Genomic DNA, 19,736 nt, shown 5'->3' on the forward strand with positions numbered 1-19,736 from the left:
AAGCCTTGATCCACCGACGTGGTTTGGGGAGTGATCTTGTGACCGGTTTCGAGCCGGTTTCAGGTCGGCGCTCGGGTATGGGCAGGTTGTAGTCGCTGGTCTGCCCAGCTTTTCCACGGGTTCGGTTCCGGTTGGGCCCTGGCGGCGGGCGAGTCGGGTAGGGGCTGTTCGCGTCAGCCGGGTGGGCCGTGAACGGTGTGGAAGAGGTGTGTCCAGGCGTGCTGCCAGGGCCAGTTGTGTGGCAGGTGCAGGGTGATGCGGCGGGCGGAGCGGGCGATCCGGGCCGGAACGTGGACCAGGTGGGTGCGGATCGTGGCGGTGGTGGCTTTGGCGTGGAAGGCGGAGGTCAGGGAGCCAGTGGCCCGCAGCAGGTTGTAGGTCATCGCCCACAGGGTGAGCCAGGCGGCGTTGGCGTGGAAGTGCCCGGAAGGCAGGTGGGCCAGGGCGCCGGCTTTGGTGTCCGCGATGACCTGCTCGATCACGGCGTGGTGGCGGTGTTCCCGCTCGGCCTGCAGGGTTGCGGCGGGCTGGTCGGTGAAGAAGGGGTGGTAGCGCCAGACGGGGAACAACTCGCCCTGTTCACCCACGACGGCGGGTTTGGCGAGGTCACGGACCCGGCGCACGATCAGCCGGGCGGTGATCTGCTCGCTCTTTTTGCGGCTCGCGAAGGCGGTGTATTGGGGTATCTCGGCGACTTCGGCGTCCGAGATGAGTTCACCGGTGGCGGGGTCGGGCACCGCGGTCGGGTAACTGATGTGCTGCCATTCCTCGTCGGGGATGCTGTGGACGGCTCGTTTGATGGAGGGGTTCATGCTGGTGGTGAGCGAGAAGTGGGCTCCGGCCCGGTGGCAGGCGGCGATCACACCGGCGTTGTAGAACTGCGAGTCGGCCCGCAGGATTCGGGTCCCGGTGCAGCCGGCCTCGCGGGCGGTGGCCAGGGCCTCGCTCACGAATTTCGGGGCGCCGCGGGAGTCTGCTGCTTTGCCGCGTCGCATCCGCACGCCGGCGATCACCGGCCTCGATTGCGGGGTGCAGACCGTGGCGAGCAGCGGGTGCAGGGTGCGGATGCCCTTGAACCGGCCGTACTCGGCGCCCTGTTTCGCCCGCCCGTAGACGCGTTTGTGGGTGGAGTCGACATCGATGAACGCCATCTCGTCCGAGCCCGGCAACAAGGGGGTGTGCGCGGCCAGTGCGGCCAGGAACCGGCGGTGGACAGCGTGGAGTTGGAGGGCGTGACCGTGGGTGAACGAGCGAAGGAAGGTGCCCAGCGTGGACGGGGCACGGGCACCTGCGAACACGGCCGGCATCGCGCCGTGCCGCAGGACGTGAAGGTCGTCGATGCTGTCCGCACCCGCGGCCATGCCGCCCACAATGCTGGTGACCTTGGCATCCGCCGCAGCCCCAGCCCCGTTCTTCGCGCCGGTCAGCTTCACCTTCTCGGCCACCAACCGCGACAGCCCGCACCGCTCGGCCAGCCGCAGCACCGGCAGCAGCCCGGCATACGCGATCAGGTTCGGGTCATCGAACGCAGCGGAGACCGCTGCCGGAGTATGGGAAACTTGCATCTACGAGGTGCCTTGCTGATTGTGCGTGCTGGAAGCGTCAGAACTCCCATCATCGCAGGTCAGCAGGCACCTCTTCTTGATTGCTCATCCACAGCAAGCGAGCCACTCGGTGGATCGAGGCTAAGGGCTGTCCGGGCAGGTTGGTGATGCGGCTGACTGGGGTCTGACCGCCGATTCCGGTGTGTGGTCGGTGGTTTGGGCGTCCTATTCGGCCCAGTGAGGAGCAAGAACGGTAGCGGCTCGCCAAGTGCGCCGCCCCGCACGGACTGCAGCATCTACTCCCCAGCGACTCCGCTCCGACCTGCAGGCATCCGCCGCCGAACAACTCCAAAGACTGTTGATCGTGGACGCAGCGCTATTGATGCCAAGTGGGGCACACATGGCGAGACCTCAGCAACAGTGGGAAAATGGGGAAAGCTTTCCTTCGGAATACAAGTACTTGTTCGGCCAACATGGCAAACACCAGGGGAAGTTCGGTTGACCGCAAGAGTCATGGGCTTCCTGCCCGCTCAAGGATGCTTATGTCGGTGCAGCCGACGCAAAGGGGCAAGTATGACCAGCCCTGCACAGCGATCCGGGGATCATGTTCGCGGTTTACACGTCGTGCAGATCGCGAAGCCACCGATCATGGCCAGACCGTCGCATCGCAAACTCTGCCTCGGAATTCTCTCGCCCAGACAACCGAGACTTCGGTGCCCCCGTGGATCATCGCCGGAAAGTTCCGTCGAAGGCCACCGGATACCCGCACACTTCACGACATCCCTGTGTGACACATCGTGGTTGGACCCGCTTACGACCGGAGGAGCCTGTGAACCTGGTTCGAGACGCGATGACCAGCGACGTCGTTACCGTACCGCCCTACACCGCCCTGACTTCGGTTGCCGCCTGTATGCGTGACGCCAACGTCGGCTGCGTCCTCGTCGTCACTGACGACACCCTTCACGGCTTGATCACGGACCGCGACATCACGGTCCGCGTCACTGCCGAAGGTATGATCGCGGGAAGCGCAACGGCCCACCAAGCCGCGTCCGGAGCCCTGGTAACCGTCACCTCCGACACCACTCTCTGCGAGGCCGCCGCATTGATGTGCGACCATGCACTGCACCGTCTACCTGTCGTGGACGACGGCCATCTCGTGGGACTTCTCTCGCTAAGCGACATTGCTGAGACGGCCCATGCACGAGAGGTACTCATCGCACTCGGAAACGCCCAGGCCAACCACTGATCGCCAAGTTGTCCCCCGGCATCTTTTCCACCTCTCCACAGCGGGCTCCCAGCAGCCGGGCCCTACATGACTTCTCTTCCTCCTCTTGATCACGATCTGGGAGGTGACCGCGCGCCGAAGGCACCGATAGACCGCTGATAAGGGCAGAACCGCCGAGTCGTAGACAGATCCTTCATCACGTGGATCGCCGGCAATCAGCGCCGTGTGGGGGCACGACCTATTCAGGAGGGTGCACCAAGCGCGACAAAGTCGCTGCCTGTGGCTGCGCCTGGTGCTGGGCGATCCGCAGCTGGTGGTGAACCGGGTACGTCGAGAAGCACGCGCCACGACCGCAGGCTGAGGCGGGGCAGCAGTGTGGCACCAGCCCTTGCCGCCGGCGAACCACCGTGGAAACTCATGCCGGGCACCCGACCGGAACCCTCGGTAGCGACTCCTCATGCAAATGGACTGAAAAGTCAAGAACTGTTAGAGTGGGCGCATGGCGCGCCCCCGAAGCTTTGACGAGAACCAGGTTCTACAGTCCGCGCGCGAGCAGTTCTGGAACCGGGGCTATACGGCTACATCGCTGGAAGACCTCATGTCGGCCACCGGACTGGGCAAAGGAAGCCTGTACGGGGCGTTCGGCGACAAACGCCAGCTCTTCCTGCGCACACTGGACGACTATCGCAGGGAGCAGCTCGACAGCGTCCGGCAGATACTCACCGGACCGGGTTCGGGGCTGGAGCGCCTAGGGCGCCTCCTCGACGGCGCCGCTGGCGGTTACGCGAATGATGCCTGCCGCCGCGGGTGCTTCTTGGTCAACAGCACCTCCGAACTGCACGGCCAGGAGTCCGAAGTGGTCTCTCGCGCCCGGGCGACCTATCAGGAGGTACAAGACCTTTTGGCCGCCTGTGTGAAGGATGCACAACGGGAAGGCGACCTAGCTAAAGGTGCCGATCCGCAGGAAATGGGCAACCTGCTGCTCGCGGTCCTACAGGGAATCGAGTTCCTCGCCAAGACCGACATGGACGCCTCGGCCCTCATGCAGATCGGCCGCACCGCGTTGTTGAGCCTCCCTCGCCCCTGACCCGCACGCGCTTGAGGCCGCCCTGCGGCGCGATGTTCGGTGTGTTCGATCCCGTCCGCGACGAGCGGCAACCCTGGCCCGTGGGGCGTGTAGAGCCAGTTGCCGACGTCTTTCGCGCCGAGCGTGTGGGAGTCAACCGCATAGGGCCTGGGTCACAGGACCACCCACCGATCAGAGCGAGACCGTTCAAGTGGTGTTGAGGGCCCACGTCTGCCGCTTTTTCGCGACTTCTCCGTTGCGGCGATCGCCATCGGCTGGAGCATCCGCTGCCAGGAAGGTGTCCGCCAATGATCATGTCCGCGATCGGTCTTTGGACCTGATTCCCAGGTCCTAGCGACCAAGGCACCTCAACGGGCTTGTTTCTCCAGGGAGACAGCGTGAGAGCGCCTTAGAAGTCATCTCATTTGGCTTCGTCGGTAAGCTGTCGGCCATGGTGGGGATCGTTGAGCGGCTGGTGCCGGATGAGTTGTGGGTGTTGTTCCAGCGGGTTGTGCCGGAGGCGCCGTCGCGTCCTCAGGGTGGTGGACGGCGCCGGCATGGTGATCGTGAGGTGCTGGCCGCGATCGTGTTCGTGGCCACGTCGGGCTGCACGTGGCAGCAGTTGCCCACGGCTTCGTTCGGGCCGTCGGGAGCGACAGCTCATCGGCGTTTTTCCGAGTGGACGAAGGCCAGGGTGTGGGCGAAGCTCCACCGCCTGGTCCTCGACGAGCTCGGGGCCTGCGGCGAGTTGGACTGGTCGCGGTGCGCGATCGACTCGGTGAACATGCGGGCCCTGAAAAGGGGGATCTGACGGGTCCGAATCCTGTCGACCGGGGCACGTACGGGTCGAAGATCCACTTGATCACCGAGCGGACCGATCTGCCTCTGTCCGTCGCAATCTCGGGGGCGAACCTGCACGACAGCCAGGCCCTGATTCCCCTCGTGCAAGGGATACCGCCGATCCGCTCCCGCCACGGACGCCGACGACGCAAGCCCGCAAAGCTCCACGCCGACAAGGGCTACGACTACTACCACCTGCGACGATGGTTACGCCAGCGCGGCATCCAGCACCGCATCGCACGCAAGGGAGTCGAGAGCGCAAAGCCGAGCACTTCCTCGCCTGCACCCTCATCTGCTACCACAGACTCACCAAATGAGATGAATTCTTAAGGAACGGCTCGACCTCGACGATGTCGGCCAGCTCGGAGCCCACGAAGAGGTACAGGAACACGGGCGGCAGCGGGGTCGCGGCCAGGAGCCGGCGGTTGGATCCGTCGGCCAGGCCGGAGAAGACGACCACGTAGTCCACGCACGGGCACAGCAGCACCAGCAGGACACCGAGCCGGACGGTCTGGTCGGCGGGGAGGAACGTGAATATCGCGGCGACGACCAGCGGCACGATCACGAAGTTCACGACCAGCGCGGCGGAAAGGGACCGGGCGTGGCGTGGTGTTCGCGTCGCGGGTGACCGTCCCGGTGTGGAGAGGACCTGCCTGGTCCGGCCGGGTGTCACGGTGTGCGGGGAAGCGGTCGGCCGGGGATGCGGCCGGTGGGGTTCATGTGCGGGTGTGGGCCTGGCCGTGGTCGGCGTGGCGGGCGCTGGGGGCCGGAGTGCCTTCGTCTTGCGTGCGGTGGTCTCCCCGATGCGGGTGCGGAGCGCCGTAGGGGGCGCGATCCGGGATCCCGGTCGGCCGGGGGTGCGGCCGTGCTGCTGTCCGGGCAGGTGCCGCCGATCCGGAGTTGGGCAGTCCGGGCCGCGTCAGCTGTGGTTCAGGGACCACTCGACCTGGTCCTCGTACCAACGAGCGGCACTGACACCGTGCCACGACGCCGCTTCGGCCTCGTGGTCCGCGTAGCGGCCGACTCGTTCGCTGCCGGTCACGGACGTGGCGGACACGTGCTGCGTGTGCTGCACGGACACCGAAGTCGTGGCTGCCGACGCCGAGCCGCCGGCCCCGAGAAGCGCTCCGCCGGCCAGTGCCGTGGAGGCGAGTGCGATCGAGAGGCGCTTCGTCATGCTGCTCATGGTCATTTCCCTTACAAAACTGCCGCGGGCTTCGCCGATCCGGCGGGCGCCGCTTCCATGTGAATCGAGATCCGGAAATCCCGGGTCAGTCGGCTGGCTTCAAGTTCTGCAGGCCACTTTCTTGGGGCCGTTGGCGCGGTGCTGGACGATCCATCGCCGGCGACAGAGAGAACGATGCGGGCACAGCTTCTGAGGGTGCAGCTCGTGTTCCAGTCGGGCGTCGGCCCAGTCGAGGTCGCAGAGCGCATCCAGTTCCGAGCGGTCGGCCTAATGAGCGACGAAGCGCTCCAAGAAAATCCTGAGGAGAAGATGCTTCGCGAGCTGCGGAGCAGCGCAGACCACGAGGAGGCCATGCTCGACGACCCCCGCAACAGCGTCCCTTCCGACGCCGTGTCGCTGGCGTGGGTACGGGACAGGGTGAGGGAGATCAGATCCGAAGACGACCGGGCAGTGCGGGCCGGGAAGCTGGAGCCCGACCGAGAACAGGAGATATACGAGATCGAGAACGAATTCGGTCAGTATGGTCCGCCGGTTGGGCTCAGCGTGTCGACGCTTCTTGGATCGGCCGAGGCCCGGGCGACGCGCAAGAAGCAGCTGGAGCGGGACCAGAAAGCGCGCCATGAAATGCTCACGGGCCGCCGGGAATTCGTGGTCGCTGCGGGCAAGTGGCTGGCCGAGCCGCCCGCTCTCAACACGCCCCAAGCTGCCAGGCCTGGGGTGTCCGGCGTGAGGCGGCGCGGCCGCCTGTCGCCGTCCCGCAGTCGGTCCTGAGTTCCTGCCTGCGCCGATTCCGAACAGGTCCGTGCGCACGGTTTTGAGCCAGGGTGCACAAGTCACCTCCAGCCGGCGCGTCCGAGGTCCGCCGCGCCGCTTCCTCGCTGTGGCGAGGAGCGGGCGCGGCGGGCCTCCGATCAACCGTCAAAGGCGCAGGAAGACGTAGTTGCTCAGTTGGCGGTGAAGGCGGGGTAGTCGGTGTAGCCCTCGCTGTGACCGGCGTAGTAGGTGCCCCGGTCGCCGTCGGCCAGCGGGTGGCCCTGCGCGAAGCGCTCGACCAGGTCGGGGTTGGCGATGAAAGGCTCGGCGAAGGAGACCGCGTTGACGATCCCGTGGTCGAGGATCTCGTTGCCGAGGGCCTGGGTGAAGCCGAGGTTGGCGACGATGTTGCCCTGGTAGTGGGCGCGGTACCGGGAGAAGAGGGCGATGCGCTCCTCGATGGTGCCGGGGGTGCCCAGGAGGTGCAGGTAGGCCAGGTTGCTGTCGCTGAGCTTCTTGAACAGCTGGTCGTAGTCGGCGAGTGCCTCCTCGTCCGCGGTGAACGTGGTTCCGTTGGCCCAGCCCGGGGACATCTTCACGCTGATGCGGTCGCTGCCCCACACGTCACTGACGGCGTCGAGGATGTCGAGGAGGAACTGGGCCCGCTTCTCGCTGCTGCCTCCGTAGGCATCGGTGCGCTGGTTGAGACGTGGGTTGAGGAACTGCGGGATCAAGTGGGACTGCTGGGCGTGGATTTCCACGCCGTCGAAGCCGGCGCGGCGGGCGTTCTCGGCCGCATGGCGGTAGTCGGCGATGGTGGCGGCGATCTCAGCGGCGGTGTAGGCGCGCGGGGTGACGGTGTCCTTCGGGCCGGAGGGGGTGAAGGACTTCTCGCCGGGGTTGATGGCCGAGGGTCCGGCGGGCAGGCGGCCGCCGAGGTGGTCGGGGTGGGAGGCCGCGCCGAGGTGGCCGAACTGGGAGACGATCCGCCCGCCGGCCTCGTGGACTGCTTCGGTGACCTTCACCCAGCCGGCGGTCTGCGTGTCGGTGTAGATGCCGGGCGCGTGGATGAAGCCGATCGCGTCGGCGTTGACCCAGGTTCCCTCGGTGACGATCAGGCCGGCGCCGGCGCGCTGCGCGTAGTAGGTCGCGTGCAGGTCGGTGGGGGCCAGCTCGGCGTTCTGAGCGCGGGCGCGGGTCATGGGAGCCATGACGACGCTGTTGGCGAGCTCCAGCGCGCCGAGGCGGACGGGCTGCAGCAGGGGCTGGGTGGTGGTCATGAGTAACTTCCTTGTGCTGAGGGGGGTGGATGAGGAGGAGAGCGAGGAATGGGCGAGGGCCCGGCTCAGTCCTGTTTGAGGGCGTGGAGGCCGGAGAGTGGGCCGCCGAGCTGCATGAGGCGTCCGCCCTCGCGCAAGGAGCCGAGGTCGACGGGGGCGAAGCCGAAGGCGGCGGTGAGGTCCTTGACGGTGGTCTTGGCGTCGGCGTCGTCACCGGCGAGGAACAGCACCTGGCGTCCGGCCTGGTGGCGCGGGTCGGCGGCGATGTACTGGCCGTAGAGGGTGTTGAACGCCTTGACGACGCGGGCTCCGGGCAGCAGTGAGGCGACGTGTTCGCTGCCGGTCAGCTCGCCCAGGTCGGCGATCTTCATGGGCGGGGGCGGGGAGGCGAACTGGTTGGTGGCGTCGATGACGATGCGCCCGTCGAAGGGTGGCAGGCCGGCTACCGCGTCCGGGATCTGGGGCCAGCCGACTGCGAGCACGACGAGTTCCGCCGCGGCGGCTTCCTGCGGGGTGCCGGCGTGGGCGAGCGGTCCGAGTTCGTCGGCGAGGCCGGCCAGGGAGGCGGGGCCGCGGCTGTTGCTCAGTACGACCTGGTGGCCGTGGGCCACGGCGTGGCGGGCGATGGCCTGGGCGACGGTTCCGGCGCCGAGGGTTCCGATCTTCATGGCGGTGCCCTTCGTGGGGTTCAGGGTGCGGGGCTGGTGAGCAGGACGGTTCCGCTCTTGCCGGGGCGGCGGACATGGTCGATGGCCTTCGCGAAGTCGGCGAGGTCGTAGCTGGCGGCGACCTCGAAGAGTTCCGGGGCGGTCGCGGCCAGATGGGCGGCGAAGGCGACGTCCTCGGCCCGTTCCTCAGGCGTGCGGGCGGCCATCCACTGGAAGATGGACGTGCCCCGCACGGTCAGGGCCCGCGGGGTCAGCGCGAGCGACTCCAGCGGCGTGCTGCCGGAACCGAGCTGTCCGTAGGTGATCAGCGTGCCGCCGTCGGTGAGCAGCCCGGCCAGTTCACCGGTCAGGGATCCGCCCACCGCGTCCAGTATGACCTGGGCACCCCGGCCGCCGGTCGCGTCCTGGACCTGAGTGCGCCAGTCCGCGTCGGCCGTCGAGATGGTCGGCAGTCCGGGGAAGCGCTGCCGCAAGGTCTGCGCCCCCGTGGCGCTGCGTACCAGGTTGACCAGCGGGATGCCGTGCTTGAGTGCTGCGGCGCTGACCAGCTTTCCCACCGACGAACCGGCGGCCGTCTGCACCACCGGACCAGCCTGGCCGTGCTGGGCGTCCTCGACCGCCCGCAGCAAGGAGAGCAGGGTCAGCGGGTTGACCAGCGTCAAAGCCGCGGTCTCGTCGCTGAGGTCCTCGGGCACCGGCACCACAAGACCGGTCGGCGCCGTGACGAGTTCGCTCCACGCGCCCGGCACCGGGAAGAACGCCACCCGCTGACCGGGCCGCAGATCCTGCACACCCTCGCCGACGGTCTCGATGACGCCCATTCCCTCCACGCCGGGAATCCGTGGCGTGGCGAACCGCTGCCGCGGCCCACCCGGAAGGCCCTCCACTCCCGCCAGGTCGCCGGGGTGGATCGGCCGGGACAGCACCCGCACCTGCACCTGCCCGGCCGCGGGCGCGGCAGGAGCCGGCTGCTCGCTCAGGCGTAGTACCTGCCCGGCTTCTCCGTGCTGGTCGTAGGCGATGGCGCGCATGACGCTCCCCTTCCACGAACTATTGATGATGGTCATCATTGAAACTCTCCTGCTATGATGAGAGGCATCATTAAAAATGTCAAATCGAGAGCGACGCGAGAGGACGGCCATGCCGCGGATCACCAAGGAGGACAAGGCCCGCAACCGGCAGAACATCCTCGAAGCGGCGAGCCGCATGTTTCGCTCGCAGGGCATCGACGCGGTCGGCATCGCCGAGTTGATGAAGGAAGCCGGACTCACCCACGGCGGCTTCTACAACCACTTCGCCTCCAAGAACGACCTGGCCGTGGAGGTGTGCGGCGCCTCCTACGCCGCCTCGCTCGGGGGCCTGGCCCGGACGATCGAGGACGGTCCGGGCCAGGCCGGCTCTCCGCTGGAGCGGGTCGTGGCCGGGTATCTGTCCACCACGCACCGTGACGCCCCGGACGGCGGCTGTCCCTCCGCCTCCCTGGTCACCGACGCCGGACGGCACAGCGAAGCCGTGCAGAGCGCGTACGCCGAAGGCGTCGAGGGTTACCTCACCGGCTTCGCCGCCGAGTTCCTGCGCGAAGCCGAGGAGAAGGGCCACGAGCTCGACCCGGCCGAGGCCCGCCACAGGGCCATCCGCCTGCTCAGCGAAATGGTCGGCGCGCTGATGCTCGCCCGCGCCGTATGCCACGTCGAGCCCGAGCTCTCCGACGAGATCCTGCAGACCGGCCGCAGCCACGCCCTCGACTGATGCGACTCAGGGCCGCTGCGGGACGTGGAGCTGAGGCGTTCGCGATAGACGGCCCGGCCCCGACAGGCGCAGGAATGGACACGCTCCCTACAAGGCTGATCGGCCTGACCTGGTCGAGGGCTCTACTCCTCCGCGCCGTCTTCGTCGAGCTCGATCGCGTCCGGGTCACGCAGCGGACGTAGGCCCTCGCACGGCACGGAGGCGTTGAAGCTGTAGCGGCCCAGGACGATCAGGGCTCTTGCCAACGGCTGTATCGATGTTCCCCACGGCCGAACTGGGCCCCTGAGCGCGGTTCACGGGATCCGATTGGGCCGCGGCTGCGTCGGCAGTGCTCTGACCGGGGAGCTGGGCTGCGACAGCGCACCGCGTAGTTGCCGGTTCTCCACGGTCAGTTGGTTGACGGCGCGGACGAGGTGATCGATGTCGGTCTGCAACTGCGACAGCTCCTTGGCGTCCTTGACGCGGAGTTCCTTCAGCTTGACGATCTGCTTGCGTAGACGGATCTCGGAGTCTGGCGTCTTACCGCGCGCCCTGACCTGCGCACAGAAATCGATCTTGAGGTCCGGGTGCCGCTGGGTCAGCGCGTTGCGGGGTACGCCGGCTTCCTCGGCCAGGGCGACGATCGTCCACGCGCCGTTGGAGCGCAGTGGGGTCCCTTGCAGGATGCGGCCGATGGCCGCACGGATACGGTCGCGTTCGTCGGGTGCGGGGCTCATGCGGTGCCGTCCTGGAGTGTGGTCCGGGTTCGGTAGTGGGCGTCGGCAAGGTCGCGTAGGCGCCCGGCGTTGCTGCGTAGCCGCTCGCCCAGCGGGCCGGGGACCTGGGCTGCCCGCTGATCGAACACGGTGGCACGGCACCTGAGACCGGCGGCGTGCTGATCGGTGCGGGCGATGTTCGCGCAGGTGGGAACGCACCGGTCGAGACTGGGGGTGTCCTTGGTGCCGCGGTGGCACAGGGCCTTGTCGCGCTTGTAGACACACATCAGCAGCGTGTTGGGATTGTCGTAGACGGCCAGTTGAGGGTTGGCGCGGATCTGGCGGGCCTGCCGGGCGGTGACGATGTTGCCGGGGCCGTCCTTGAGATCGGCGTTCAGGCCGGCGACGGTGTCGATGGTCGCGTGGGCCATCTCGACGTCGAGGAGGTCGTGGATGCCGTCCCGGCCGCGCGCGGCGTAGCCGGCGGATACCGAAGTCCGCAGATGGCCATACTGAATTGCGAGAGCGACCAGCCCACCGGGCCGACGGGCGATATGCCACGCCAGGCTCCTGCGGAACCGCTCAGTACGGATCTTCCCGTGCGGATCAGGCGGGATGACCTCATGGGCTAGCCCATGGGCAGTGGCCTCGTCGTTGGCCCAGGTGACGAAGTCCTCCACCCGGATACCCAGCGTGTGGACGGTGAGGGAGCCGGTGCCGGCGCGGGTGCCACGCAGGTCGTGGGCGTGGTGGTCGAACAGCAGGAAGCGGTCGGCCGGGGATGCGGCCGGTGGGGTTCATGTGCGGGTGTGGGCCTGGCCGTGGTCGGCGTGGCGGGCGCTGGGGGCCGGAGTGCCTTCGTCTTGCGTGCGGTGGTCTTCCCGATGCGGGTGCGGAGCGCCGTAGGGGGCGCGATCCGGGATCCCGGTCGGCCGGGGGTGCGGCCGTGCTGCTGTCCGGGCAGGTTCCGCCGTTCCGGAGTTGGGCAGTCCGGGCCGCGTCAGCTGTGGTTCAGGGACCACTCGACCTGGTCCTCGTACCAGCGGGCGGCACTGACACCGTGCCACGACGCCGCAGCCTCGACCTGGTCCTCGTACCAACGAGCGGCACTGACACCGTGCCACGACGCCGCAGCCTCAACCTGGTCCTCGTACCAACGAGCGGCACTGACACCGTGCCACGACGCCGCTTCGGCCTCGTGGTCCGCGTAGCGGCCGACTCGCTCGCTGCCGGTCACGGACGTGGCGGACACGTGCTGCGTGTGCTGCACGGACACCGAAGTCGTGGCTGCCGACGCCGAGCCGCCGGCCCCGAGAAGCGCTCCGCCGGCCAGTGCCGTGGAGGCGAGTGCGATCGAGAGGCGCTTCGTCATGCTGCTCATGGTCATTTCCCTTACAAAACTGCCGCGGGCTTCGCCGATCCGGCGGGCGCCGCTTCCATGTGAACCGAGATCCGGAAATCCCGGGTCAGTCGGCTGGCTTCAAGGTCATCCGGAGGGGTTCCTCACGTTGACTCCGCCACCGTACCCGAGGGGCACCTCATGTTTGCAGTAAGGCTCATCACAGCACGTCGGAGGCGCGAGATTGCGATCGGAAACATCACAACAATCCAATTGGAGGGGTGCCTCATGTTACTGTCGAGCCATGAGCCACCACCACGCCCCGTCCGCGAGCGAGTCACCGGCGAAACCCCTGCGCCGTGACGCACAGCGCAACAGGGACGCGATCGTGGCCGCAGCCCGCACAGCCTTCTCCGAGCAGGGCCTCGGGGCGTCCCTGGAGGGCGTCGCCCGCGAGGCCGGTGTGGCGATCGGCACGCTCTACCGCCACTTCCCCACCCGTCTCGCCCTGGTCGAAACGCTTTTCAACGCGAAGTACACGGAGCTACTCGTCGCCGCGGAAGAAGCCGCGGCCATGGACGACGCCTGGAAGGGGTTCTGCCGCTCCATGGAGAAACTCTGCCAGCTGCAGGCCTGCGACCGCGCCTTCAACGACCTGATCTCAGCACGGCTGCCCCTTCACGCGACCGGCCGCGAGATGCATGACCGAACCAAGGAACTCTGCGGCCAGATCATGCGCAACGCCCAGGAACAGGGCGTCCTGCGCGGCGACGTCACCGCGCAGGACATCGCCTTCGTGATCTGGTCCCAGGCCGGGATCATCCGGGCCACCCGCACCGTCGCGCCCCAGGCCTGGCGCCGCTACCTCCACCTGATGCTCGACGCCTTCCGCACCGAGGGCGCCCACGAACTGCCCGAACCTCCCCTGACCAGCGAGCAGGTCGACCAGACCCTCACCACTCTCGAGTGCAACGAAGAGGACTGCCGCGAGCAGCGGGCCTGACCCGTGCTGTCACACGCCGCCCGCACCTCACAGGGCGAGCACGTCTTCCGCATCGCCGGCCTCCCCCGGCGGACCCGGCGCGTTCACCGCGGGCCGTGAGCCGGCCGGCTGTTCGCCTGCGGGCCTCTCGGTGAGACGGGGCCGAGTCCGCCGGCCCCCTCCGAGGGCACGGGCCGTGGCAGGATGCCGACACGGTTCTGATCCGAAAGGGCGATGCCGCGTAGGCGTCCCACGGCCGTCCGCGTTGAGCGGTAGCGGCCGCCCAGGCACATGCCGGTCGGTCGACTCCCGTGTGTATCGGCTCGGACTCGGACGGCGGTACGCCGTGTTGAGGCCCAGCACCTCCGGCCGGACGCGGTTGCCAATGCCCTCAGCCGGTTCGAGCGGGCATTCAAGCAGCCGGGACGACAACTGACCGGCCCCGGCGAGAGTGTCGGCATCGAGATCGACGGCCCTGCGTTCGCGGAGGTGATCGCGGTAGGGATCAACCAGGGTGGGCCGGTAGCGTGGGGCCCGGCGCAGGGCTTCGGGTTCCCTCGTCCGCGCATAGCGTTTGACCGTGTTGAGCGCCAGATTCAGGCGGCGGGCGCATTCGAGCAGGCCGACGCCCTTGCCGAGCAGGTCGTGGACCTGGTGCCAGCGTTCACGGGTGGTCTGCTCGTGCACGCCCGCGGGACGCGGCGGGTTAACGGTGGCCCAGCAGGAGCTGTGCGAGCGGACGGTAGCCAGGGTCTTGTCGCAGAGGTTCTTCCAGATGTGCCAGCGGTCGCTGACCTGCACTGCATCGGGCAGGGCGCGGCGGATTGCCTCACCGTATGCGCCCGAGCCGTCGCGGCAGACGATCTCCACGCCGGGATGTTTGCGCAGCCATCGCTCCAGCGTATCCGCGCTGCGGCCCGGTAGTACGTCGATCCGCTCGCCGGTCTCGGCGTCGATCAAGATCGTGGCGTAGCGGTGACGCCGCTTCAGGGCGAAGTCATCGACCCCGAGAGCCCGCGGCACCTGTAGTCGGGGCAGCGGCAGTCGTGTCAGCATCCGCAGCGCGGTTGAGCGGGAGACCGCGACGGAGAGGCATCTGGAGAGGCGGGCACCTGCTCGGCCCGCTAACTCTCGGAACAAGCAGCCTAGTTGACAAGTCAGCCGGGTCGTGCGTCGCTGGTATCGCTCCAGCAGCCCGGGAACCTGCTCGCGGAGGGTCTGCCTCGGGCAGCCCAGCACCGGGCAGGCCAGGCGCCGCACTCGCACCGACACCGCCACCCGTCGGCCGCCCACCGGCACGTCCGCCACCGTCCGGCGATGAATGCCGTGCACCTTCGCGGTCGGCGTCCCGCACATCGGGCATGGCACCGGCTCCTGCTGGGTCCGGGCCGACAGGCGGACCACCTCACCCTCGTCCACCACATCCTCGACAACCAGCACCGACAGCCCCGAAAACACGTTCGCTATAAGGGAGTTGACATCGCACATGAGATGTCAACGACTCTGCTCACGCTTCGTTACCACCGATTACGGGACAGAGCCGTTCTTCTTACAGTCCCGTTTCCGGCGCTGGCGGTGCCGTCGCTTCCGCCGACGCTTGCCCGGGTTCCGTCGTATGGGCCGTTGTAGGGCGGGTTGGTGTTCGTCGGCGAGCGCGCCATCCAGCTCGACCCGGCAACCCGGACCGGCTGGACGTACGCAGGCGACGGCAGCCAGATCCAGCAGTTCTCCTACTGATCCGATTCGCTGCTCGACCACCCGGGTCCGCAGGCGCCACGGCGCCCGCGGACCCGCGGCTTTACGGAGGACCGGCGGCACAGGCTCCACCGCCCTGAACCCGACCACTGAAAACGGACCGCCGACAATCATCGGCGAATGGTCTCCGCTTGGCTTCCGCCCCGTAGTGGAGGCCATTCCGGATGGCGCTCCACCTGCTGTGATGAGGCTCACCGCAAACATGAGGGGGCCCTCGAGTACGCTGGCAGAGCCAAACGTGAGGGACCCCTCCGATTGGCTGGTTCGCTCGGTAGCGATCTGTTTCGAATATTTCGCGTCACCGGCACGTCACAAGGAGATGACCATGAAGAGGTTCGTAAGGCGCGTCTCGGTTGCTGTTGCTTCCGCTGCGATCGCGGGCGGAGCCATCCTCGGTGCCGGAGGCTCGGCGTCGGCGGCGACCTCCGGCCCCATCGAGCACAACCGGTCCTCGATCGTCAGTTCCGTGAACGACGGCGGCCGTGACGGCTACCACGCAGGCCGGTACGGCCACGACGGGGAACGCAACGACGGCTGGGACGGATACCGTGGCTGGTACACGCACGACGGTCACCGGGACCACCACCGCGGTTGGCACCACAAGAGCCACTACCGCTGGGACGGACACCGCCTCTACGTCTGGGACGACGGCCGATGGATCGATGTGACACCGTTCCGCAACGGCAGCATTGACTTCTGGTACATGGACCAGCTCCTGCAGGACCAGCGCTGATTCAGCCGCCCGGACGAGGGCCCGGCTTGCCCGTACCCGCCCGTCGGCGCGCACAGGCCCGCCCCGTCGTCGGTGGTCACCGTCCGGCTGGTGTACTGCGGCGCCAAGACGCAGTCGCCGAATGAGACTTGGCACCGTCAGGTGACCGCTCATCGAAGCGGCATCAGGCCGCTGCAGTGAGATCGCCTCCTGGCCGGGCAGGGTCCGCAAAGGAACCGCCTTTTGCCGCCCTTCCTCTTCGATGGTTCGTGCTGCGTCACAGTGGCCGTTGTTGTTCCACGGATCGAGGCCAGGTGCGAGCAGTCGGAGTGAACGGCGAAGCAGACACCTCGGAGTGAAAGACTATGAAATCGTTGAGAACCGTGGTGTACGAGCTGCCCGTGCGGCTTGTCGTGTCACGTGACCTGTCAATGCCGCTGCCCATGGGGCTGCAGTACGAGGCGAGCGATCCCTACGCCGTCCGTGCCGCCCTTTACCCCCTCGGCCATGGCGGGACGGTTGAGTGGTTCTTCAGTCGTGACATGCTGGCTCAGGCCCTGCGGGGTCACGCTGGCCATGGAGACGTCCGGATGTGGTCGGGTGACGGCCTCGGACGCAATGTGCTGTACATCGCCCTCAGCCCGCCTGCGGGCTCGATCCTGCTCGAGGTCCCAGCACGGGGCGTGGAATCCTTCCTGCGCGAGACGCGATCCGTCGTGCCGCCGGGGGCCGAGTCCGGCCAACTCGACCTGGATGCCGAGCTGGCGCACCTGCTGGCGGGCAGCTGAACGCCTCCCGCACTACGCACGCGCCGCCTCGGGCGCTGACGATCATCGCGGAGAGTTTCGCACGCATCCGGCACCTATGACGCATTGGTGTGCCTGGCCGCCGCCTACGGTGGTTTGCCGAATCTGCCGGTGCCGGCCGTTGCCGGTGCCGGCTCTTTTCGGCGCATACGCCACCGAGGAGTGCAAACCGTCGCCGTTGAGCGACCTAGATGTATTGATCACGAGCGTTGTTGACGCGAGGGTCTTGATCAAAGGCGAAGATCTCCGGTGTGGTGGAGCTGTCTAGGACTGCACCACACGGAGCTCTTCGTGTCCCACCGTAATGCCCGGCTGACTGTTCATGGCAGGCGGCTGTTGATCCAGCGTGTCCGTTCCGGCCGCCCGGTCGCTCATGTGGGCAAGGAGATGGGGATCTCGCGGGCGACCGCCCATAAGTGGGTGCGACGGTGGCGCACGGAAGGCGATCCGGGGTTGTTCGACCGCTCGAGCCGGCCGCACACGACCCCGCATCGCACGGTCCCCGAGACGGAAGCCGCTGTCTGCGATCTGCGACAGGCCCGCAAGCTCGGCCCGGCCAGGATCGGCCCGATCCTCGGGCTGCCCGCCTCCACAGTGCACCGGATCCTGACCCGTCACGGACTGAACCGTCTGGCCTGGCTGGACCGGCCCACCGGCGAGCCGATACGCCGCTACGAACACAGCCGCCCCGGCGAGCTGGTGCACGTCGACATCAAGAAACTCGGCAACATCCCTGACGGCGGCGGCTGGCGCACGGTCGGCAGAACAGCCGGCAACCAGAACCGGCAGGCCACTACCGACCTGCGCAAGAGCTGCAAGCCGGTGATCGGCTACAGCTACATCCACTCCGCCGTCGACGACCACTCCCGCCTCGCCTACAGCGAGGTACTGCCCGACGAACGCCAGCACACCGCGATCGCCTTCTGGCAACGCGCCCAGGCATTCTTCACCGGCCACGGCATCACCGTCGAACGGGTACTGACCGACAACGGCTCCTGCTACAAGTCCAAGCTGTTCACCCAGACCCTCACCTCAGCCGGCATCACCCATAAACGCATCCGCCCCTACCGGCCCCAGACAAACGGCAAGGTCGAACGTTTCAACCGCACCCTGCTGGAGGAATGGGCCTACCTGCGGCCCTACACCACCAACACCGAACGAACCGCGGCCCTGGCAGACTTCCTCCACACCTACAACCACCACCGCTGCCACACCGCACTCGACGGCAAGCCACCGATCAGCCGAGTCAACAACGCTCCGGGTCAATACACCTAGTCGAGTCGTCACCGAGCGCACGCTCGTCCTGATCGACGAACCAGAAACCCACCTGCACCCCCCGCTCCTCGCCGCGCTCATGCGGAGGCGTCTTCGACCTCCTGTCAGATCGCAACGGAATGGCCAGCATGGCCACCCACTCCCCCGTTGTCCTACAGGAGGTGGCCGGCACCGGAGACGTATGGGGAGAACGTCGGGGAACTCACCCATGAGGCGTTCGGGCTTGAAGATCGCGGCCTGGACCGACCTCTACCTCAACCAATCCGCCGGGCTGGCTCAGCTGGAGGACCTCGTCACCGCTGTGCTGCACCGTAAGCAGGGCCACGGAGACACCCTGCTCGCCACAGGGCTGGCGTTGGCCGCCTCTGCCGGGATCCCGCAGCTCTTCCTCGTCGCGGCTCGAGGACCACGCCCCATGAACTGAAGGCCCATCTCCACTCCCCCGTCCGCCCACCTCTTTGCCGATCTCGTCGAAAGTTTGACCGCCCTTCGATGAGACGAACGCGTCGCTCGTCAAAGACCAGTGAGAATGGCCCGCCTTTCAGAAGAGGCACGACAGCGGTAGGGCGAATGGGTGAAATCGCGCACCCCGCTCGAAAAACGACGCACAGAATGGCGGCACAGGCGGCCGATCTTCAGGTCGCCGGTAGGGCGCGACCCTAGTACTCCACCCCCACGCCACCGCCTGCCGCGTCTCCGCAAGCCGGCGGGGTGTGGCTGTGCGACGGGAGACCATTCCTCACGCCCCCGGCGGCGGCCCCGTCGTCCCGCGCACCATCAGCCGCGGTTCCAGCACCAGTTCGCGCGGCGGCGTCGACGCCGCGTCCTCCAGCCGCTCCACCGCGAAGCTGACCGCCTGCGCGGCCTGAGCCGCGGCGTCCTGGCGGACCGTGGTCAGGTCGATGTGCGACAGATGGGAGAGGTAACTGTCGTCGAAACCCGCGACCGAGATGTCCCCCGGCACCTCCAGCCCCGCGCCTGCGAGGCTGTGCAGCAGGCCGACGGCGCAGCGGTCGTTGGCCGCGAGAACCGCGGTGGGTCGGGCGTCCTCCATGGCCAGCAGTCGCCCGGCGGCGATGCCCGCCTCCTCGGTATGTCCGCCGGGAATGACCCGGATCTCGTCGGCCAGGCCGTGACGACGCATCGCGGCACGATAGGCGCGGCGGCGCTCCGCGGAGCCGGCGCCCCGGCCGCCGTCGATATGGGCGATACGGCGGTGGCCGAGGGTGACGAAGTGGTCGATGACCTGGCGTACGCCCTTGCCCTCCGCCGTACGGACGCTGTCCGCGCCGCTGCCCGGCACGTCCGCGCCCACCACGACCAGGGCGGAGCTGCGCCGCGCCAGTTCGCCGAGGAAGGCGGCCTCCGATTCGGGCCCGAGCAGGATCAGCGCCTCGCAGCGGTGGCTGAGCAGCGCCTCGGCGGCCGTGCGCTCGTCGCGCCCCGGGGCGCGGGCCGACAGCAGCACGTCGTACTCCAGGCGCTCCGCCTCCGGGTAGATCGCCTCGACCAGGTCGGCGTGGAAGGGATGGTGCAGGGTCAGCAGCACGCCGATGGTGCGGCTGCGGCCGCGGGCCAGCAGCCGGGCGGCGCTGTCCGGCTGGTAGCCCAGCTCGTCGGCTGCCCGCAGGACGCGCTGCCGGGTCTGCTCGCTGGCGCCCGGCCGGTTACGGAAGACCAGGGAGACCAGGGCGCGCGAGACACCCGCCCGGGCGGCCACATCCACCATGGTGGGGCGCTTCTGGTCGGTTCCTGCCAACGCTTCGCTCCTGTCTTGCCGCGCTCTGGCCGTCGTCCTGACGGTGCGGTCCTTCGCGTCTGCTCCCGCGCGGGAACGCACTTCCTCGGCCGGCCGCCGCCC

Annotated in this window: 20 protein-coding genes and 3 pseudogenes; 11 read left to right on the forward strand and 12 right to left on the reverse strand. The window is 67.9% G+C overall.

The window, feature by feature from the left end:
- Positions 1-173: 173 nt before the first annotated feature.
- Positions 174-1,565: an IS1380 family transposase gene (locus OG878_RS40265; protein ID WP_328885304.1), complete on the reverse strand. Its 1,392-nt coding sequence runs from the start codon at positions 1,563-1,565 to the stop codon at positions 174-176.
- Positions 1,566-2,394: 829 nt separating this feature from the next.
- Between OG878_RS40265 and OG878_RS40270 the strand changes: the two genes are divergently transcribed.
- The 3 genes and pseudogenes from OG878_RS40270 to OG878_RS40280 form a co-directional block, all read left to right on the forward strand.
- Positions 2,395-2,790, forward strand: coding sequence for a CBS domain-containing protein (locus OG878_RS40270; RefSeq protein WP_328891683.1), 396 nt, complete (start codon positions 2,395-2,397; stop codon positions 2,788-2,790).
- A 478-nt stretch (positions 2,791-3,268) separates the two neighbouring features.
- Positions 3,269-3,856, forward strand: a complete 588-nt coding sequence (locus tag OG878_RS40275; protein ID WP_328891684.1) for a TetR/AcrR family transcriptional regulator — start codon at positions 3,269-3,271, stop codon at positions 3,854-3,856.
- Between the two features lie 430 nt (positions 3,857-4,286).
- Positions 4,287-4,939 (forward strand): annotated as a pseudogene (locus tag OG878_RS40280) (IS5 family transposase); the annotation flags it as partial.
- 61 nt (positions 4,940-5,000) lie between these two features.
- Here OG878_RS40280 and OG878_RS40285 read toward each other — a convergent pair.
- Positions 5,001-5,291, reverse strand: a pseudogene (locus OG878_RS40285) (arsenic resistance protein); the annotation flags it as partial.
- Between the two features lie 124 nt (positions 5,292-5,415).
- On the opposite strand from OG878_RS40285, the gene OG878_RS42530 reads away from it, so the two are divergent.
- Positions 5,416-5,691: a hypothetical protein gene (locus tag OG878_RS42530; RefSeq protein WP_443049314.1), complete on the forward strand. Its 276-nt coding sequence runs from the start codon at positions 5,416-5,418 to the stop codon at positions 5,689-5,691.
- On the opposite strand, the gene OG878_RS40290 is transcribed toward OG878_RS42530, so the two are convergent.
- A complete protein-coding gene (locus OG878_RS40290) occupies positions 5,595-5,861 on the reverse strand; it encodes a hypothetical protein (protein WP_328891685.1) in 267 nt (88 codons plus the stop codon). The two genes, OG878_RS42530 and OG878_RS40290, sit on opposite strands and share 97 nt — an antisense overlap.
- Before the next feature lie 138 nt (positions 5,862-5,999).
- Here OG878_RS40290 and OG878_RS40295 point away from each other — a divergent pair, with 138 nt between their 5' ends.
- Positions 6,000-6,632 carry a hypothetical protein gene (locus OG878_RS40295; protein ID WP_328891686.1) on the forward strand — a complete coding sequence of 211 codons (633 nt, stop codon included), beginning with the start codon at positions 6,000-6,002 and terminating at the stop codon, positions 6,630-6,632.
- A gap of 173 nt (positions 6,633-6,805) precedes the next feature.
- On the opposite strand, the gene OG878_RS40300 is transcribed toward OG878_RS40295, so the two are convergent.
- From OG878_RS40300 to OG878_RS40310, 3 genes are all read right to left on the reverse strand, one after another.
- Positions 6,806-7,894 (reverse strand): alkene reductase, encoded by a 1,089-nt coding sequence (locus tag OG878_RS40300; RefSeq protein ID WP_328891687.1) that lies wholly within the window; start codon positions 7,892-7,894, stop codon positions 6,806-6,808.
- A 65-nt stretch (positions 7,895-7,959) separates the two neighbouring features.
- Positions 7,960-8,562 (reverse strand): NADPH-dependent F420 reductase, encoded by a 603-nt coding sequence (locus tag OG878_RS40305; RefSeq protein ID WP_443049303.1) that lies wholly within the window; start codon positions 8,560-8,562, stop codon positions 7,960-7,962.
- Positions 8,563-8,582: 20 nt separating this feature from the next.
- Positions 8,583-9,632 (reverse strand): alcohol dehydrogenase catalytic domain-containing protein, encoded by a 1,050-nt coding sequence (locus OG878_RS40310; RefSeq protein ID WP_328891688.1) that lies wholly within the window; start codon positions 9,630-9,632, stop codon positions 8,583-8,585.
- 70 nt (positions 9,633-9,702) lie between these two features.
- On the opposite strand from OG878_RS40310, the gene OG878_RS40315 reads away from it, so the two are divergent.
- Positions 9,703-10,311: a TetR/AcrR family transcriptional regulator gene (locus OG878_RS40315; RefSeq protein ID WP_328891689.1), complete on the forward strand. Its 609-nt coding sequence runs from the start codon at positions 9,703-9,705 to the stop codon at positions 10,309-10,311.
- 122 nt (positions 10,312-10,433) lie between these two features.
- Here OG878_RS40315 and OG878_RS40320 read toward each other — a convergent pair whose 3' ends face one another.
- The 4 genes from OG878_RS40320 to OG878_RS40335 all read right to left on the reverse strand — a co-directional run bounded on the left by OG878_RS40320 (position 10,434) and on the right by OG878_RS40335 (position 12,387).
- Complete coding sequence (locus OG878_RS40320; RefSeq protein ID WP_328891690.1) at positions 10,434-10,556, reverse strand: hypothetical protein; 123 nt, start codon at positions 10,554-10,556, stop codon at positions 10,434-10,436.
- Positions 10,557-10,604: 48 nt separating this feature from the next.
- The gene (locus tag OG878_RS40325) at positions 10,605-11,027 is read right to left on the reverse strand and encodes a hypothetical protein (protein ID WP_328891691.1); all 423 of its coding nucleotides are present in this window, start codon (positions 11,025-11,027) and stop codon (positions 10,605-10,607) included.
- Entirely contained in the window at positions 11,024-11,686 is a 663-nt protein-coding gene (locus OG878_RS40330) for a hypothetical protein (protein WP_328891692.1), read from the reverse strand. The genes OG878_RS40325 and OG878_RS40330 overlap by 4 nt, the downstream gene beginning before the upstream one ends.
- A gap of 320 nt (positions 11,687-12,006) precedes the next feature.
- Positions 12,007-12,387 (reverse strand): hypothetical protein, encoded by a 381-nt coding sequence (locus OG878_RS40335; protein ID WP_328891693.1) that lies wholly within the window; start codon positions 12,385-12,387, stop codon positions 12,007-12,009.
- A gap of 262 nt (positions 12,388-12,649) precedes the next feature.
- On the opposite strand from OG878_RS40335, the gene OG878_RS40340 reads away from it, so the two are divergent.
- Positions 12,650-13,348, forward strand: a complete 699-nt coding sequence (locus tag OG878_RS40340) for a TetR/AcrR family transcriptional regulator (protein ID WP_328891694.1) — start codon at positions 12,650-12,652, stop codon at positions 13,346-13,348.
- Positions 13,349-13,792: 444 nt separating this feature from the next.
- On the opposite strand, the pseudogene OG878_RS40345 reads toward OG878_RS40340, so the two are convergent.
- Positions 13,793-14,815, reverse strand: a pseudogene (locus OG878_RS40345) (ISL3 family transposase); the annotation flags it as partial.
- A gap of 592 nt (positions 14,816-15,407) precedes the next feature.
- On the opposite strand from OG878_RS40345, the gene OG878_RS40350 reads away from it, so the two are divergent.
- The 4 genes from OG878_RS40350 to OG878_RS40370 all read left to right on the forward strand — a co-directional run bounded on the left by OG878_RS40350 (position 15,408) and on the right by OG878_RS40370 (position 18,299).
- Positions 15,408-15,815 carry a hypothetical protein gene (locus OG878_RS40350; protein WP_328891695.1) on the forward strand — a complete coding sequence of 136 codons (408 nt, stop codon included), beginning with the start codon at positions 15,408-15,410 and terminating at the stop codon, positions 15,813-15,815.
- A 362-nt stretch (positions 15,816-16,177) separates the two neighbouring features.
- On the forward strand, positions 16,178-16,582 hold the full coding sequence (locus tag OG878_RS40355) for an SsgA family sporulation/cell division regulator (RefSeq protein ID WP_443049304.1): 405 nt from the start codon (positions 16,178-16,180) through the stop codon (positions 16,580-16,582).
- 309 nt (positions 16,583-16,891) lie between these two features.
- Positions 16,892-17,875, forward strand: coding sequence for an IS481 family transposase (locus tag OG878_RS40360; RefSeq protein ID WP_328891697.1), 984 nt, complete (start codon positions 16,892-16,894; stop codon positions 17,873-17,875).
- 208 nt (positions 17,876-18,083) lie between these two features.
- Positions 18,084-18,299: a hypothetical protein gene (locus OG878_RS40370; RefSeq protein WP_328891698.1), complete on the forward strand. Its 216-nt coding sequence runs from the start codon at positions 18,084-18,086 to the stop codon at positions 18,297-18,299.
- A gap of 315 nt (positions 18,300-18,614) precedes the next feature.
- On the opposite strand, the gene OG878_RS40375 is transcribed toward OG878_RS40370, so the two are convergent.
- The gene (locus OG878_RS40375) at positions 18,615-19,604 is read right to left on the reverse strand and encodes a LacI family DNA-binding transcriptional regulator (RefSeq protein WP_328891978.1); all 990 of its coding nucleotides are present in this window, start codon (positions 19,602-19,604) and stop codon (positions 18,615-18,617) included.
- Positions 19,605-19,736: the final 132 nt, after the last annotated feature.

The sequence above is a fragment of the Streptomyces sp. NBC_00316 genome (assembly GCF_036158715.1).
Lineage (GTDB): Bacteria > Actinomycetota > Actinomycetes > Streptomycetales > Streptomycetaceae > Streptomyces.